Below are 15,317 nucleotides of genomic sequence, written 5' to 3'. Positions count from 1 at the left end.
GCCGTGGGTATCGACCTGAACGTGGCATTGTCCGCCGAGCCGACCGTCCGCGACGTGTCCTGGACCGAGCGAGACGTCCTGCTTTATCACCTGGGCCTCGGTGCGGGTGTGAACAATCTGGATCCGGCCGAGTTGGCCTGGGCGTACGAAAAGAAGCTGCGGGTGGTCCCGACCTTCGCAATGGTTGCCGGACAGGGTATTTCGGCCGGTGCGATCGCAGCGCCGGGGATGAACCTGCCGGGCATCGACATCGACCTGCGCAAGATCCTGCACGGCGGACAGTCGCTGCAACTGCATGCACCCATCCCGGTGTCCGGTACCGCGCAGATCGCATCGCGCGTTTCCGATGTGTGGGACAAGGGCAAGGCGGCGGTGATCGTCCTCGAACAGGCGGCCACCGATGTCGACGGGAATCCGCTGTGGACCAGTTCGATGCAGATCTGGGCCCGCGGCGAAGGCGGATTCGGGGGACCGGCCGGTCCTGATGCGGTGACAGTGATCCCGGATCGGGAGCCGGACAAGGTCCTCGTTTCCCCGACCACCGCGCAGCAGGCGTTGGTGTACCGGCTCAGTGGCGACATGAATCCGTTGCATGCCGATCCGGCGTTTGCGAAGATGGCCGGTTTCGAACAACCGATCCTGCACGGACTGGCGTCGTACGGCGTCGTCTGCAAGGCCGTGATCGATGGTGTCCTCGACGGTGATCCCGCAGTGGTGCAGTCCTATTCGGTGCGATTCGCCGGATCGCTGTGCCCGGGGGAGACCATCGAGACCTCCGTCTGGCGCGAAGACAACCAGTTGATCTTGCAGGCCGTCTGCGTTGAACGCGATCAGCAGCCGATCCTCACCCACGCCACGATGGAGATTCGATGACCCTGGATTCAAACGAGCATCCGACTGTCGGGAACGCGCCGGATGGCATCGTCCTCACATCCATGCCGGGCGAGGAGCCTGTGGATCGGGCCACCGCTGCGGCGCGGCGCGTGGTGGACGCGCTGCTGCGTACCGATCGGACAAACGCCAACCTCGACCGCGTCACCGAGGAATTGAACAGCATCGCCGAGCACCTCGAAGAACACGCACCCGAGGTCGCCGTCCGGCTGATCGACATGTGGCGTGGAGAGGGTGTCACCGGCCACGACCCGGTCACCGGCCCCAAGAACGCCATCGCACCACCGCTGACGTTGGTCGGCCGAGATGAAGGCCATGTCGAGGGTGTCGTGAGTTTGACGTTCCCCTACCAGGGCCCACCCGGCCATGTCCACGGTGGCGTGTCGGCGATGTTGCTCGATCACACACTCGGTGTGGCCAACGCCTGGGCCGGTCGCAGTGGTGCCACCGCACAACTCAATGTGCGGTATCACGCGCCGACACCGTTGTTCGAGCCGCTGACCATACGCGGACAGTTGATGACGGAAGACGGCAAGAAGATCACCACCGTTGGCGACATCCGCACCGCGGACGGAACGGTCTGTGTCTCGGTTGAGGCATTGTTCATCGACAAGACGGTGCCCCGCCCGCGCTAGGCGGGAACCGGGCGAAGGAGACTTCATGGCCAAGTTGGACGGCAGGGTGGCTGTGGTCACCGGAGCCGGTATGGGTATCGGTCGAGGCATGGCCGGGGCGTTTGCCCGCGAGGGCGCCTCGGTTGTCGTCGCCGAGATCGACACTGCTGCAGGCGAACAGACCGCCGCATGGTTGCGCGACGACTGGGGTGTTGCCGCGGAGTTCGTCCGCACCGACGTCACCGACAAGGCTCAGGTCCTGGCCATGGTGGACGTGGCGGTGGAGCGTTTCGGCAGGCTCGACATCTTGGTCAACAACGCCTGGCGCGGCTCCGGCTATGCGCGCCTGGAGAACATGACCGATGAGCAGCTGCGTGGCGGTTTCGACATGGCGGTGATGGCGGCGTTCTGGGCGATGCAAAGGGCCCTGCCGGAATTGCAGAAGAACGGCACCGGACGCGTCATCAACCTGTGCTCGCTCAACGGTGTCAACGCGCACATGTACTCGGTGCAGTACAACGCTGCCAAAGAGGCCCTGCGCAGCCTGACCCGGACCGCGGCCCGGGAGTGGGCGCCACATCAGGTGTGCTGCAACGTGATCTGTCCCGGCGCACAGAGCGAGGCCTACAAGCGGGTGGTCGAGGCCAACCCCCAGATGGCCGCAGGCATGGCTGCGGAGAATCCGATGGGCCGGATCGGTGATCCGCTCGACGACATCGGTCCCGTTGCTGTCTTCCTGGCGAGCGACGACAGCCGGTATCTGACCGGCAACACCCTCTTCGTCGACGGTGGTGCCCACATCAACGGCGTCCAATGGGCGCCTGCTGTCGACTAGGTGTGATGTCCAGGGACGTTGTTGAGTCGGTCGAAGGGTGCGCCGCCAACCGCAGAGTGGTGTCGGTGGTGGTTGTAGACGTGGAGCCAGCCGGGCAGTGCCAGGCGTCGTTCGGCTTCTGAACCGTAAAACCTGGGATAGGCCCATCCGTCCCCGAGCGTGCGGTGGAATCGCTCGATCTTCCCGTTCGTCTGCGGCCGGTAGGGCGTGTCCGCTTGTGTCGGATGCCGAGCCGAGCGCAGAAGTCCCTCCATACGTGGGATCTGTAGGCCGACCCGTTGTCGGATAGGACTCGCTCGACGGTCACGCCTCGTTCGGCGAACCAGGCCACGGCGCGTTCGAGAACTCCCACCGCGGTGCTCGCCTGCTCGTCCGACCAGATTTCTGCGTATGCGACGCGGGAGTGGTCGTCGATGACTGTGTGAACGAACGCCGTTCCGGTGCGCGGCTTGTGGTCTTTTCCTCGTGGTAATCCCGGAGTCGCGAGCTTGTTCCGTGCGCCTTGCTGCCGACCTACGTAACGATGTCCACCGCCGTCGGGGATGTTGTCGAACTTCGTGACATCGACATGAATCAACGATCCCGGATAAGGATGCTCATATCGCCGCAAGGGCTCGCCAGTGACACGATCGATATGCGAGAGGCGGTTCACGCGGCAACGGACGAGGACCGCGTGAACAGTGGACGTCGAGAGACCAAGTCGCGCAGCGATCTGGGCCGGCCCCTGTCGAAGCCGCCAGCGCAGGTGATGATCTTCTTCTTGACATGCTCGGGCGTCCTGCTTGGGATCCGGTGCGGCTTGCTGGAGCGATCCTGCATCCCAAATTCGCCTTCTTCCCTGTAGCGACCGGCCCATTTCCGGGCAGTGATCGGGGAGACCATGAACATCTTGCGGCGATCGTGGCCGGATAGCCGTCTTCGACAATCAGACGAGCTAACCGGAGACGGGTACGAGGAGTGAGAAGCGCGTTCGGATGAGTCATCAATTGGTCTCCGCCGCGGTCTTCGTGAGCGCGCGCCCTGTGAGAAGCATGATGACGAGAGCGATCGCTGTCAGCACCGAGGCGACCCAAACCGGCGCGAGCAACCCCAGCCCGGTCGCGAGTCCGAAGGCACCAAGCACCGGCCCCGCGGCAGCTCCGATGTTCAGCGCCGCAGTGGCGTACGAACCGCCCATCGTTGGCGCACCCGACGCTGCATACAGCACCCGCGTGATCAGAGTGCTGCCGACGCCGAACGACAGGAAGCCCTGAATGAGGACGAGGACGATAAACGCAACGGGATGGGATGCGACCACTGCCAACACGATCCAGCCTGTCAGCAATAGCGGTCCGCCGACTGCGAGCACGAGGCCAGGTCGTTGATCTGATAGGCGTCCTGCGATTGTGACGCCAAGGAATGATCCGATGCCGAACATCACCAGCGCGACGGACACCCACCCATCAGTCAAGCCCGCGGTCTTGGTCACGACGGGTGCCAGGAAGGTGAATGCCGCAAAGGTCCCTCCGTTGATCAGCGCTCCGAGTGCCATGGCCAAGATGAGCCGCGGTGTCGCCAACTGGCTGAGCTCGGCACGGAGCCTTGGTGAGGTCGCGCTAGTCGCGCTCCGACCAACGTTGTTCGTGACTCCACGAATGACTCCAACGGCCGCGGGAATACAGAGGATGGCGATCGCCCAGAACGTCGTCCGCCAGCCCAGCGCTGTGCCGAGCAGTGCCCCGGAGGGGACGCCCACTACGGTTGCGATCGTCGTGCCGGAGAGCAGGATCGACAGTGCACGTCCCTTCTGGTTCGCTGGCACGAGGGTAGTGGCCGTGCTCAGTGCTACGGCGAGGAATCCTGCGTTTGCGAGAGCGCTGAGCACCCGGGTGACGAGCAGGAGAGAGAACACGGGTGTCATCGCTCCGATGACGTGGCTTCCCGCGAACACGAGAAAGCAGACGATCAATGTGGGCCGCGGTGGCCAACGGCGAGCGAATGCCGCCATAACTGGCGCGCCGATGACCATACCGACCGCGAATGCGGAGGTCAGCAGGCCCGCAGTGCCGACCGAGACGTCAAGTTCGGTCGCGATCGCGGGGAGCAATCCCGCGAGCATGAATTCTGAAGTGCCCATGACGAAGACCGCCAGGGCAAGCGTGTAGAGAGCAAAAGGCATCGAGTACTCCGAGGTGTGAGATCAAGAAATTGTTCTTCTTGTCACCACGGCCAGCGCCCCGGGTACGCCAGAGATACGCCCACACAGATCGTGGGCGTCGTAACTAGTGGTTCAAGGGGCTGGCGGTGTGACCAACAACCCCTGACCTGTCTGATTCGGGACTCGACATGCCCCAAAATCTACACGCCTTCAATGGTGAGCGGTCTGGACAGATACGTCTTGAATCGGCACGGTGTCATTTCGCGCGGGGGCAGAACAACGTCCATGGACATCACTACTAGGGCACGTCTGGCAATTGTCCTTTCACGCGGTTGCTACATGCACGAACGCAGCGATTTCGCCGCGTTGTTGCCCTTCAACGCTGCGTACAGCAGGACGACGAGCACTACCAGAAACACGGCGAGTGCAGCGACAGCTGACACCACGGACCCGAAACCTGTCACGACACCGATCGCGACCTGCATGCATAATCCTGCAACGGCTGTCCACACAGTCCGGCGCAGAAGCGGCCGCGCTATCTGATGGGCCAACTGCCACGCTTCGGGGCTCGCCATGGTGGCCTTCGTGCGTATGCCCATAACGGGATTCGGTTCATTGCCGACGAGCCGCGGCATGAGTCCGGCAACGAACGCGACGATAAGCGTCGACGACGTCAGCGATGCCGTCAGACCCAGCAAGTCAGATGAAGCCACCGCCCAGACCCCTTCGTCAGATTGTTGACACCAACGCAGTGTCCCGGGTGGGTTCCCGATGGGACACGCGTGACTGTATGCGAATCGATGCCTATGGCGGCCGTCCGGGGTGGTTCCTGCACCCCTCGACAGTTCGGCCCTTCATCGGGGAAGACACGAGATATTTTGCCTGGCTATCGAAATATATTGTGCCAGAACGGTATTGATTCACGAATCCATTGCGAACATCTGTTCGAGCAGGTAGTCTGGAGTCAGTCGCCCACAAGCATCACGTATCTGACGCCTTCCCCGCAGAGACACTCCGGTCGACGCCCCCGGTTTGCTCTCTCCTTGGAAGGTGCTGTGCTATGCGACTTCTCGAGATGGTCGACGATCTGGTCGACCTGGTCATACCCGATGATCCAACTGCCACGTTGGGCATGGCGAAGGATCTGATCACCCTACGCAACGCCACCGAGCATCAGCTCGCGGTGTGCGCCGCGGTGATCGACGAGTCGGGTATCGCCCGTAAGGAGGGGTCTACCACGTCAAAGTTGTTGCAGGCCAATGGTTCGGCACCAGCATCGGCGTATCGGTGGTTGCGCATCGGACCGGGCCTCGCAGGCCTGGATCGTACCGCCGGCTATTCACGGGACGGGTTCCTGTCCTCCGAACACGTCGACGCGGTGGTCAAGGGCGTCGCGCATGTCGTCGGGCGGTCCGAGGATCCGATCACCGCTGAGCAACAGATCAAGTTCGAACGGAAATTGTTGAACCACGCCATCTCCGGAGCGCCACCCGCAGAGATCAGCGCGTCAGCCCGAGCGCTGGGGAACGAGGTGGCGAAAGACACGGGTGGTCCGCCGCCGGCGGAGGACCGGTCGCTGAACAGTCTCGAATACAAAGTTCACGAGGGCCGCTGTGTCGGCACATTCGATCTTGATGCGGTGATCGGGGAAAAGCTGTTCTCCGCGTTGGACTTCTGGTCAAGGGCGCGTCCTGAACCCGATGGCTCCGATGATCCGCGTTCTCCGACCCAGCGCCGCGCTGATGCGTTACATCAACTGTTGGATTGCGGCGGCGGCGGTCAAACACTGGTGTCGGCGCCGCGAACCGAGGTAATGGTGACCGTTCCCGCCGATCATCCCGAGGCTGCCACGCTGCCGTGGATGGGTCCGGTCACCGAAACGACCGCTGCGATGTTGGCCTGTGATTCGTCGATCACCTCGATCACCCTCGACGGGCAGGACGTACCGATCGATCTGAGACCGCCGAAACGATTGTTCACCGGCCTGGTCCGTAAGGCGATCATCATCCGCGATTCCTGCTGTGTGAAGTGCGGGGGGCATGCCAGCTGGTCGGACTGCCACCACATCGTGCACTTCGTCGACGGCGGCCCGACCACGTTGGAGAACGGTTGTCTGTTGTGCCGCACCTGCCATATGGCGGTTCACAACACTGATTGGGACGTGATGATGGGCTCCGACGGACATCCGTGGCTGATCCCACCGGCCGACGTCGACCCGCAGCGAAAACCTTTACCGGCCTACAACCGGCGAACCCTCACCCTCGCCGCCTGATTGAACCAACTCGCCACCACAGCGCACCCGAGATCAAGTCGGGACCGCGCACGCACCTTTGACAACTTCACAGTGTGATCGACCGTGGGTCGGCGCCCGGACATGCCAGGCGCCGACGCCACGGTGGCCGGTCTTGGTTCGTCAGACCGTGATCGAGCGGCGCATCATCTTGCCGGTCGCGTTGCGGGGCAACGGGTGCTCGGTGATCCGCCACTGCGTCGGGACCTTGTAGTACGAGAGTCGCTCGGTCGCGAAGGCGCGGAGTTCGTCTTCGGTCACTGATGATCCGGGCCGGGTGACGATGACGGCAGCAACTTCCTGACCGAGGTCGGGGTGCGGCACGCCGACCACGGCACATTCGGCCACATCCGGATGCTCGTCGAGGCACTGCTCGATCTCGGTGGGGTAGACATTCTCGCCACCGCGCAGGATCAGATCGGAGCGTCGTCCGGTGAGCTGCAACCGTCCGCCGTCCACGCGGCCGAAGTCGCCGGTTCGCAACCATCGTCCGGGCGCGATCGCGGCTGCGGTGGCGGCCTCGTCCTCCCAGTAACCGATCATCACGAACGGGCTGCGCACGCAGATCTCACCCTCGGTGCCTTCGGGGAGCGGTTCACCGAACGGATCGCGGATCTCCAGGCTGACGGTGACGACGGGACGGCCCAGTGTGCCGGGGAACTGCTCGATGTCCGCAGGGGTCGCCAGGGCGATGGCCGTGCTGCATTCGGTGAGACCGTAGCTGTCGACCAGAGCGTTACGCGCGAACGCGAACTTGGCCTGCAGTTTCTCTTTGAACGCAACGGAGGAGGGTGCAGAGGCGAGCGCGAAGGACTTCAGGGACGACAAGTCGTACTTCTCGACGTTGTCGTGCTCGAGGAGCCGGGTGGCCATGGTCGGCACCGCGCCCCAGTTGGTGACCCGTTCCCGCTCTATGAGACCCAGGATGGTGTCGGCGTCGAACGCGCCCTGGTTCATGATCACCGCGCCGCCGGTTGCCAGACGCGGCACCACCAGATTGTGCAGGCTCGCGATATGGAACAGCGGCGAGGTCAGCAGATGGCGTGCCGGGCTTGGCGCGGTGGGATCGTAAGTCTGGCCGCTGAGTTCGGCCATGAATGCGTCACCGTAACGCTGGTAGTCGACCACCGCCAGTAGATTGCGCTGTGAGTGCAATGCACCCTTGGGGCGACCACTGGTGCCGCTTGTGTAGAGGATGACTGACGGGTCGTCTTCATCGACATCCGGGAGTGGCAGATCGGCGCCGTCGTATTCGGCGATGAGTGCGGGAAGGTCTTCTTCCATGGTCAACACGGTGACCGTGCTGGGGACCTCGGGGAGTGAGGCGGCGCGCTTCGCGTCGACCACGAGGACTGTGGGCCGACTGTGCTCGAGGCCGTAGGTGACCTCACGCGGCACCCACCAGCCGTTGAGGCCGACGGTGATCGCACCCAGAGCCTGGGTGGCCCAGAACGTCATGACCCATTCGGGGGTGTTGGCGGCGAGGATGCCCACACGATCGCCCTTGCCGACCCCGTATTTGTCGCGCAGAGCCGTGGCAAGCGCAGCGACGGACCGAGCATGCTCGGCGTACGAGATGCGGCGGTCAGTGGTGACGAGATAGTCGGCATCGCCCCAGTTCAGGGAGTTCGGAAGGTGCTCGGCCACAGCGCGCAGGCGATTCTTCATCACCTGCATGGATGCACCGAGTACATCCTCTTCGACCAGCTCGAACGGTCCGCCGGGGCCGGTCAGGCGGGTCATCACCGCAGCGATGTGTAACTGCGGATCGGTGGAGGCAGACATCAAAAGCCTTTCGTTACGTACTGCGATGTACACCACAAAATCTCACGGCCCGCGGTATCCATGGTGACGGTTACCACTCAGCGAGACTGGGCTCTTGTGCACACGTTGGCGACGATACCGTTCGGCCAAGAATTGCAGTGGGAGGAAATTTCAAGATGACGCCAGATCTCGGCAGGCCGCGACTTTCACCGTCGGCCGGTTCGTGGAATCACGGCGACGAATGTACGTGCGCCATATACGGAGGCACCCAATGCCTGCTTGACCGAACGCCCCCGAACCCACCGGTGCCGGCGTCGTGACCAGATGTGATTTCGATACGAGGACAGGAGTTGAGTTGGAACGCGCAACCATGGCGGAGGCATTGCTCGATCGCCTAGGAGACACACACTTGGGTGTGCGCACCCGTGAACGGGATTGGACATGGGATGAGACGGTGCGCGAGAGCGCGGCCCGCGGGTCTCTGGCCGCCTCGCTGCGGGTCGACGGTCCGTACCATATCGGCGTATTGCTCGAGAACACCCCAGAGTTCCTGTTCTGGCTCGGCGGCGCGGCATTGGACGGCGCAACGATCGTAGGAATCAATCCGACGCGTCGCGGCTCCGAACTCGAAGCAGAGATCCGTTATGTCGACTGCCAGATGATCGTCACCGACGCTGCAGGCATGGACAAATTGCGTGACCTCGACCTCGGGTTGGATGAAGATCGTTTCATCCTTGTCGACGCACCGTCCTATCCCGATCGGGTGGAAGCGCACCGGGTTGAACATCCTGTCGCAGCGCCTTCGGTGGACGAATCGACTCTGTTCTTGCTGTTGTTCACATCGGGTACCACCGGTATGTCGAAGGCAGTGCGCTGCAGCCAGGGTCGACTCGTCAGGCTCGCCTACACGAACTCGAAAAAGTACGGTCACGTTCGCGAGGATGTGGACTACTGCTGCATGCCACTGTTCCACGGCAATGCACTGATGGCGTTGTGGGCGCCGGCCCTGGTCAACGGGGCCACCGTCTGCTTGCCCCGCAAGTTCTCGGCCTCCGGGTTCATGCCGGACGTGAGGTTCTTCGGAGCAACCTTCTTCACGTATGTCGGTAAGGCGCTGAGCTACCTGATGGCGACCCCGGAGCAACCGGACGACATCGACAACACACTTGTCCGCGGGTTCGGCACAGAGGCCTCGCCGGAGGACAGGACGGAGTTCGTCCGCCGATTCGGAGCCGAGCTACTCGAAGGCTACGGTTCGTCCGAGGGCGCCGGGTCGGTGGCGATCGATCCGAACGCACCCGAGGGTGCACTGGGACGGCCCGCGCACAACGAGATCGCTGTCGTCAATCCGGAGACGAAAGATGTTTGCCTTCCGGCGAAACTCGACCGGCACGGCCGGGTTCTCAACCCGGACGAGGCGATCGGTGAGATGGTCGACATGGGTGGCGCGAAGCGTTTCGAGGGCTACTACAAAAACGAGTCGGCAGTGGCCGAGAAGATCCGAGATGGCTGGTATTGGACCGGCGATCTGGGATACATCGACGAGGACGGCTTCATCTATTTCGCCGGCCGCAAGGGTGATTGGATTCGAGTAGACGGGGAGAACACGTCGGCTCTGATGATCGAGCGGATCGTGCGCCGGCACCCGAAGGTCATCGCCACCGGCGTGTACGCGGTCCCCGATCCGCGCTCGGGCGATCAGGTGATGGCTGCAATCGAGGTGGCGGCCCTGACCGACTTCGATCCGATCGAGTTCGCAGGATTTCTCGGTGAGCAGGATGATCTCGGTACCAAGTCGGCGCCGCGGTTTGTGCGCGTCTCGACCAATTTGCCGGTCACCGGATCGAACAAGGTACTCAAACGGGATCTGCAGGCGCAGCTGTGGCGTTGCGATGACCCGGTGTATCACTGGGTTGGTCGAGGGGCGCCGAACTACGAATTGCTGACCGAAGCAGGCAAGGAAGCGCTGGAACAAGACTTCCATGCTCATGGTCGCGCGAGGTTTCTTCCAGAATTCGTGTGAGCGTTGTGGCTTTCGTATTCGACGCGATGGCCATCTGACTGACGATCACCTACGAACGGCCTCGGGGTTTTCGGCCCCGGGGCCGTTTTGCATCAGGGGCGCGGGCGCCCATTGAGTCTGTCCGCAGCGATCAGTCGCGCGGCGAACGGAGTTCGCGGACCATCTCTTTGAGTTCTCGCACATCGCGCTGCAGGTCGGTGAGCACTGCATGGTTCACCGTGCGAAGGTCTGCAGGTGCAGCCTGGGCCGGGTCGGCTTGTGGTGGCTGGGCCGGGTCGGCTTCCGATGGCCGGGCCGGGCCGGCTTGCGGCGGCTGGGCCGGGCGGAGCGTGAAACCATCAAGGAATATCGCGATCAGGTTCTGTTGGTACTCTGCGGACTTCTCCACGAGGGTTGCGCGATGGAAACGCACTGTGAACCACACGGATTCACGCAGCAGCTGGTGGAAGTGGAACGGATCCACGTCGGTTCGGAACTCACCGGCCTCGATGCCCCGGGCGATCGCGTCCGCCCAGTAACTGTTCGCCACGCGCACCGTGGTGGCGATACGACTATCTGCCGGCGCCGACGACAGGGCACGCTCGTTGTGGTAGATCTCTGTCGCGAACGGATGATCCTTCGCGGCTTCGAAAGAGACGGCGACCATTCGGTCGAGTCGTTCGCGACTCGTCTCGCCCGGGACGACCGCGTTTTTGTATCTCTCGTTCAAGTCGTCGACGAATGCGACGACGATCTCGCAAACGATCGCTTCCTTGGACTCGAAGTAATGGTAGAGGCTGCCGGGGAGGATCCCGACTTCTTCGGCGATGTCCCGGACAGTTGTGCGCGCTACACCGCGTTTGCTGAACAACCGGGCCGCATGAAACAGGATGCTCGCTCGCCGAGTCGATGACATCTGACGTCGCCCCCCGAGGTACCGCGTTTGTCCTGGGTGATCAAGCGCTGCTCGAAAACGGATGCTACACGACCCGACGATGTATCGACCTCGACGACCGGCAGCACAATACGCCGCTGCCGGCCGGTGGGGGTCAAGCGTTGGCAGGCCGGTTGGTCCACGAACCGTCGGCGCGGGCGAACCACCCGCCGGCCGCGTGCGAGCCCCCGTCGACGTGAATTGTCGTCCCGGTCACGTAGCGCGACATCTCCGAAGCGAGAAACAGTGCGGGGCCGGCAATGTCGTCGGCGCGCCCGGGACCTCCCAGTGGTGCCCACTGCGGCCAACGATGGCGGTCGGCGTCGGGTACGAGGCGGTCGTAGGGCACCTGGGGCGTCTCGATGAGGTCGGGGGCAACCGCGTTCACCCGAATACTGTGGCGCCCCACTTCGAGCGCGAGGCTGCGGGTGAAATGGCGTAAAGCGGCCTTGTACGTCGAATATGCGACGTGCCCGGGTATTCCGCGGTGTGCTTCGACAGTGGTCAGATTGATGATCGATCCGCCGCGGCCGCGCTCGATCATTCCCGGCAATACCGCGTGGGTGACCAGCATGGCGTGATGGAGGTTGATGTCGGCCATTGCAGCCCATTCACTGGTGTCCGCGTCGACGAATGATGTGGGCGGGCGGATGAAGTCGCCAACGTTGTTCACCAGGACATCCGGACAGAACTCAGACAATTGCTGGGCCACAACAGGATCGGTGACATCGGCCATCACGGATCTGACCCCGGTCAGTTCGTCTGCCAGGCGGATGCAGGCTTCGCCGTCGATGTCGACCGCGACAACGTCGGCACCGTGCGTTGCGAACAGTCGGGTGATGGCGGCACCGATACCTTTTGCCGCGCCGGTCACCACGGCGGTTTTGCCGGTGAGTAATGGGCCCGGCACGGATGGACTTGGATGCGTTTGCGCGGACATGAATGTCCTTTCGATGAATGTGGAGTGAATCCGGATGTCAATGACCATCTGGACTGAAGTGACGAGCAAAGTGTTTTGCCTTCAAGGTGGCTATTTCGGTGTCGGCACGAGTGGACTTTCTCCATCAAAGGGTCCGACCCAACCAGCGTTAGATTGCTGTTCGGCTCCGGGACTGCGCCATTGTGGCATGTCAGGCGCTTGGTTGACAGCTCGGTTGTGATCCATCTAACGTACCAAGCAAGCAGTTGCTTGCGTAGACCAAACGGCGTTTGGTTCGTTGCGAATGCGGCATCTCGACGGTGCCCTGTATCTGGCATTTCCCATAAGAGGAGAAGAATGAAGACGCTAATTGTTGGTGGAACCGGCATGATCGGCACGCACATCGCAAACCATTTGCGCGAGCAGGGCAGCGAAGTTTCTCTCGCGGCACGTACGGCGCCGGCTGCGGGTACTTTCGCAAGCGAGTTCCCGACCATTCTTCGCGACTACAGCAACGATGAGTTCTCCGCTGCCGACCTGGCCCCTTTCGAAGCCATCGTCTTCTCGGCCGGCAACGACATCCGCCACGTTCCCAAGGGCGCCGACATGGCCGAGTTCTGGGACAAGAACCAGAGTGGCGGAGTGCCCGGGTTCGTCGCCCGCGCAAAAGAGGCCGGTGTCGCCCGTGTGGTGCAGATCGGCAGTTACTACCACCAGTTGATGCCCGATCTGATCGAGACAAACGAGTACGTTCGCGCCCGCCACCTTGCGGACGAAGGTGCGCGTGCGCTGGCCGATGCCGATTTCAACGTCTCAACCTTGAACCCTCCGTCGATCGTGGGGGTCAAGTTGGGTGCGCCCGCGCGGACTTTCACGAAACTGCTTGCCTGGGCCGACGGCGACATGCCGAAGATCCCGAACTTCGCACCGGCCGGTGGCACCAACTACATGTCCGTCCAGTCGCTGTCCGAGGCGGTCTGGGGAGCATTGCAGAATGCGGAATCAGGCAAGGCGTACTTGGTCGGAGACGCCAATCTCACTTATCGCCAGTACTTTCAGACGATCTTCGACGCTGCCGGAAGTTCGATCCAGCTCGAAGAGCGCGACGAAGAGCACCCGTTTCTTCCGGACCCGTTCATCGTGCAGGGGCGCGGAAACGTCATCTCCTATGAACCCGATGCCGCGGAGACTGCAGCACTCGGATACGCCCGTGGTGTCGCCGAGGAGGCGATCCGCGACGTGGTGGCGCTGACCAGAGAGCACGCCTCTGCCTGAGTTCGACCCCGTAGCTGATCGACCTCGGGCTGATCGACGGCCAGGCCCGATGGTTTTTGCACGCGCGAAAGGAAATATGTTGAAGCGCACTGGTTTTCGTGTTCCGAAAATATTTGTGGTGATGGCTGCAGCGGCTCTGGGTATGACGGGCTGTGGCGGGGGATCCATGGGTGGTGGATTCGGTGGCGCGGGCGGTGACCTGGACCGCGACGCGGTGCTTCGGGTCACCACGAGCTCGCCGACCAGAAATCTGGATCCATACCTGCAGACGAGCTACGGGGGCTGGGGCTACCTGACCACCGTGTTCGATCGCCTCACCACCGTCGACACCGAGGGGAATCTCGTTCCGGCACTGGCGACATCGTGGGAGTTCGCGCCCGACGGTTCTTACCTGGAATTGGAGCTGCGCGACGACGTCGCATTCCACGACGGTACGAGGTTCGACGCCGCCACAGTGGTTGCGAACATCGGTAGAGGTCAGACATTGGAGGGCAGCACGGTCAAGGCCGCCCTGCAGAACGTGGCGGCAGTCGACGTGATCGACGACTTCACCGTTCGCCTGCAGTTGGTTCCTGGTACCGGCGTGGACCTTCCCGGCGTGTTCAGTACCAACGCCGGAATGATGATCAGTCCGAAGACCATTGCGGCAGGTACGGACATTCGCAATCAACCGGGCGCGAGCGGCTCGGGAGCTTACGAGGTCAGTGCATACGTGCCGCAGGAACGCCTGTCGCTCGTGCGGTCGGACGCTGTCAACTGGGATCCGGACGCCGGCCGGTTGGCTGGGATCGAATTCGAGGCGATTCCGGACGCCAGTACCCGACTGAACGGCTTGAAGACGGGTATGACCGACCTGAGTTGGGTGAGTTCGGCAAACGAGGTGATGGAGGCGCAGTCACTCGCGCAGAAACGTGCCCTGGGTGTCGACGAAGTGGTCTTCCGCAATGTTCTGGGCCTTTACATGCGGCCCGAAGGAGACCTCACGAAGCCGGAGGTTCGCCAGGCAGTGGCCTCGGCGATCGATCCCGAGGCTGTCAGTGCGCTGTTTTCCGGAACATGCACCCCGAGCCGGTCGATCTACCCAGCCGGAAGCTGGGCTGTGGACGAAACATACGAGTACCCATATCCATACGATGTGGACAAGGCTCGGAGCCTCGTGCAATCGGCCGGCGGCGCGAAGATCACCTTGACCTTCGGGGCGGGTACCAACACCGAAAAGACCGCGAACGTCATCCAGTCGACGCTCTCGGATGCCGGAATCGATGCCGAACTCAATCCGGTGCCGAATACGCAGAACGAACCCCGTTATACCGCAGGCGATTTCCAGTCGATGGTGGCCAACAGCTTCAGCCCGAAGGTTGATCCCGCGGAGACGGTGAATACGTTTCTACTCGGTTCATACGATCTCGCGAACGGTGATCAGCAGATCAAGGACCTCGCGAAGGTCGCCGCTGATCCGACGCTGCCGCAGGAGGAGCGGGCCGAGCTGTACCAGCAGATCTGGAAACTCACCCTCGAGGAAGCCATGTTCGTCCCGATCTGCAACCAGACCAACGCTGCAGTGTTCACCGACAAGGTCGTCGGCGCGGACGAGGTCCCCTGGACCGATCTCGGAATCTTCGACCTTCGACACATCGGTATGACCAAGTAGCTCGC

The 15,317-nt window shown here is 62.6% G+C and carries 13 protein-coding genes and 1 pseudogene; 7 read left to right on the top strand and 7 right to left on the bottom strand.

From position 1 onward, the window contains the following. The first annotated feature begins 3 nt into the window (after positions 1-3). Genes AC1D75_RS25395 through AC1D75_RS25385 form a run of 3 tightly spaced genes read left to right on the top strand, consistent with a single transcriptional unit; the run spans position 4 to position 2,340 of the window. On the top strand, positions 4-873 hold the full coding sequence (locus AC1D75_RS25395; RefSeq protein ID WP_495518089.1) for a MaoC/PaaZ C-terminal domain-containing protein: 870 nt from the start codon (positions 4-6) through the stop codon (positions 871-873). Further along, positions 870-1,526 (top strand): PaaI family thioesterase, encoded by a 657-nt coding sequence (locus AC1D75_RS25390; RefSeq protein WP_495518088.1) that lies wholly within the window; start codon positions 870-872, stop codon positions 1,524-1,526. The genes AC1D75_RS25395 and AC1D75_RS25390 overlap by 4 nt, the downstream gene beginning before the upstream one ends. 25 nt (positions 1,527-1,551) lie before the next feature. Next, on the top strand, positions 1,552-2,340 hold the full coding sequence (locus AC1D75_RS25385; protein ID WP_495518087.1) for an SDR family NAD(P)-dependent oxidoreductase: 789 nt from the start codon (positions 1,552-1,554) through the stop codon (positions 2,338-2,340). Here AC1D75_RS25385 and AC1D75_RS25380 read toward each other — a convergent pair. From AC1D75_RS25380 to AC1D75_RS25365, 4 genes and pseudogenes are all read right to left on the bottom strand, one after another. After that, a pseudogene (locus AC1D75_RS25380) lies at positions 2,337-3,323 on the bottom strand (IS481 family transposase). The gene AC1D75_RS25385 and the pseudogene AC1D75_RS25380 overlap by 4 nt on opposite strands. Next, entirely contained in the window at positions 3,323-4,498 is a 1,176-nt protein-coding gene (gene cmx, locus AC1D75_RS25375; protein ID WP_495518086.1) for a chloramphenicol efflux MFS transporter Cmx, read from the bottom strand. The pseudogene AC1D75_RS25380 and the gene cmx overlap by 1 nt, the downstream one beginning before the upstream one ends. Before the next feature lie 21 nt (positions 4,499-4,519). Further along, positions 4,520-4,573: a chloramphenicol resistance leader peptide gene (locus tag AC1D75_RS25370; RefSeq protein WP_011113070.1), complete on the bottom strand. Its 54-nt coding sequence runs from the start codon at positions 4,571-4,573 to the stop codon at positions 4,520-4,522. Between the two features lie 239 nt (positions 4,574-4,812). Then, positions 4,813-5,190, bottom strand: coding sequence for an SdpI family protein (locus tag AC1D75_RS25365; RefSeq protein WP_495518085.1), 378 nt, complete (start codon positions 5,188-5,190; stop codon positions 4,813-4,815). 347 nt (positions 5,191-5,537) lie between these two features. Here AC1D75_RS25365 and AC1D75_RS25360 point away from each other — a divergent pair, with 347 nt between their 5' ends. Beyond that, the gene (locus tag AC1D75_RS25360; RefSeq protein ID WP_495518084.1) at positions 5,538-6,749 is read left to right on the top strand and encodes an HNH endonuclease; all 1,212 of its coding nucleotides are present in this window, start codon (positions 5,538-5,540) and stop codon (positions 6,747-6,749) included. A gap of 141 nt (positions 6,750-6,890) precedes the next feature. Here AC1D75_RS25360 and casG read toward each other — a convergent pair whose 3' ends face one another. Continuing rightward, positions 6,891-8,552 carry a steroid-24-oyl-CoA synthetase gene (casG, locus tag AC1D75_RS25355; RefSeq protein WP_495518083.1) on the bottom strand — a complete coding sequence of 554 codons (1,662 nt, stop codon included), beginning with the start codon at positions 8,550-8,552 and terminating at the stop codon, positions 6,891-6,893. 349 nt (positions 8,553-8,901) lie between these two features. Between casG and casI the strand changes: the two genes are divergently transcribed. Continuing rightward, on the top strand, positions 8,902-10,554 hold the full coding sequence (casI, locus tag AC1D75_RS25350) for a steroid-22-oyl-CoA synthetase (protein ID WP_495518420.1): 1,653 nt from the start codon (positions 8,902-8,904) through the stop codon (positions 10,552-10,554). Between the two features lie 130 nt (positions 10,555-10,684). Here casI and AC1D75_RS25345 read toward each other — a convergent pair whose 3' ends face one another. Both AC1D75_RS25345 and AC1D75_RS25340 read right to left on the bottom strand, forming a co-directional pair. Continuing rightward, entirely contained in the window at positions 10,685-11,449 is a 765-nt protein-coding gene (locus AC1D75_RS25345) for a TetR/AcrR family transcriptional regulator (RefSeq protein ID WP_495518082.1), read from the bottom strand. A 133-nt stretch (positions 11,450-11,582) separates the two neighbouring features. Beyond that, complete coding sequence (locus AC1D75_RS25340) at positions 11,583-12,407, bottom strand: SDR family NAD(P)-dependent oxidoreductase (RefSeq protein WP_495518081.1); 825 nt, start codon at positions 12,405-12,407, stop codon at positions 11,583-11,585. Positions 12,408-12,743: 336 nt separating this feature from the next. Here AC1D75_RS25340 and AC1D75_RS25335 point away from each other — a divergent pair, with 336 nt between their 5' ends. Further along, entirely contained in the window at positions 12,744-13,661 is a 918-nt protein-coding gene (locus tag AC1D75_RS25335; protein ID WP_495518080.1) for an NAD-dependent epimerase/dehydratase family protein, read from the top strand. Between the two features lie 121 nt (positions 13,662-13,782). Then, the gene (locus AC1D75_RS25330; protein ID WP_495518079.1) at positions 13,783-15,312 is read left to right on the top strand and encodes an ABC transporter substrate-binding protein; all 1,530 of its coding nucleotides are present in this window, start codon (positions 13,783-13,785) and stop codon (positions 15,310-15,312) included. Positions 15,313-15,317 lie beyond the last annotated feature (5 nt).

This window comes from Williamsia sp. Y712, assembly GCF_059445525.1.
The sequence above is the reverse complement of the archived record's forward strand: the minus strand, read 5'-3'. Positions and strand labels throughout refer to the sequence as shown.

Excerpts from the sequence above, each read along its gene's own strand:
- AC1D75_RS25360 (WP_495518084.1), top strand. The coding sequence starts at position 5,538 with ATGCGACTTCTCGAGATGGTCGACGATCTGGTCGACCTGGTCATACCC.
- casI (WP_495518420.1), top strand. The coding sequence starts at position 8,902 with ATGGCGGAGGCATTGCTCGATCGCCTAGGAGACACACACTTGGGTGTG.
- AC1D75_RS25390 (WP_495518088.1), top strand. The coding sequence starts at position 870 with ATGACCCTGGATTCAAACGAGCATCCGACTGTCGGGAACGCGCCGGAT.
- AC1D75_RS25345 (WP_495518082.1), bottom strand. The coding sequence starts at position 11,449 with ATGTCATCGACTCGGCGAGCGAGCATCCTGTTTCATGCGGCCCGGTTG.
- AC1D75_RS25330 (WP_495518079.1), top strand. The coding sequence starts at position 13,783 with ATGGCTGCAGCGGCTCTGGGTATGACGGGCTGTGGCGGGGGATCCATG.
- AC1D75_RS25335 (WP_495518080.1), top strand. The coding sequence starts at position 12,744 with ATGAAGACGCTAATTGTTGGTGGAACCGGCATGATCGGCACGCACATC.
- AC1D75_RS25340 (WP_495518081.1), bottom strand. The coding sequence starts at position 12,407 with ATGTCCGCGCAAACGCATCCAAGTCCATCCGTGCCGGGCCCATTACTC.
- AC1D75_RS25385 (WP_495518087.1), top strand. The coding sequence starts at position 1,552 with ATGGCCAAGTTGGACGGCAGGGTGGCTGTGGTCACCGGAGCCGGTATG.
- cmx (WP_495518086.1), bottom strand. The coding sequence starts at position 4,498 with ATGCCTTTTGCTCTCTACACGCTTGCCCTGGCGGTCTTCGTCATGGGC.
- casG (WP_495518083.1), bottom strand. The coding sequence starts at position 8,552 with ATGTCTGCCTCCACCGATCCGCAGTTACACATCGCTGCGGTGATGACC.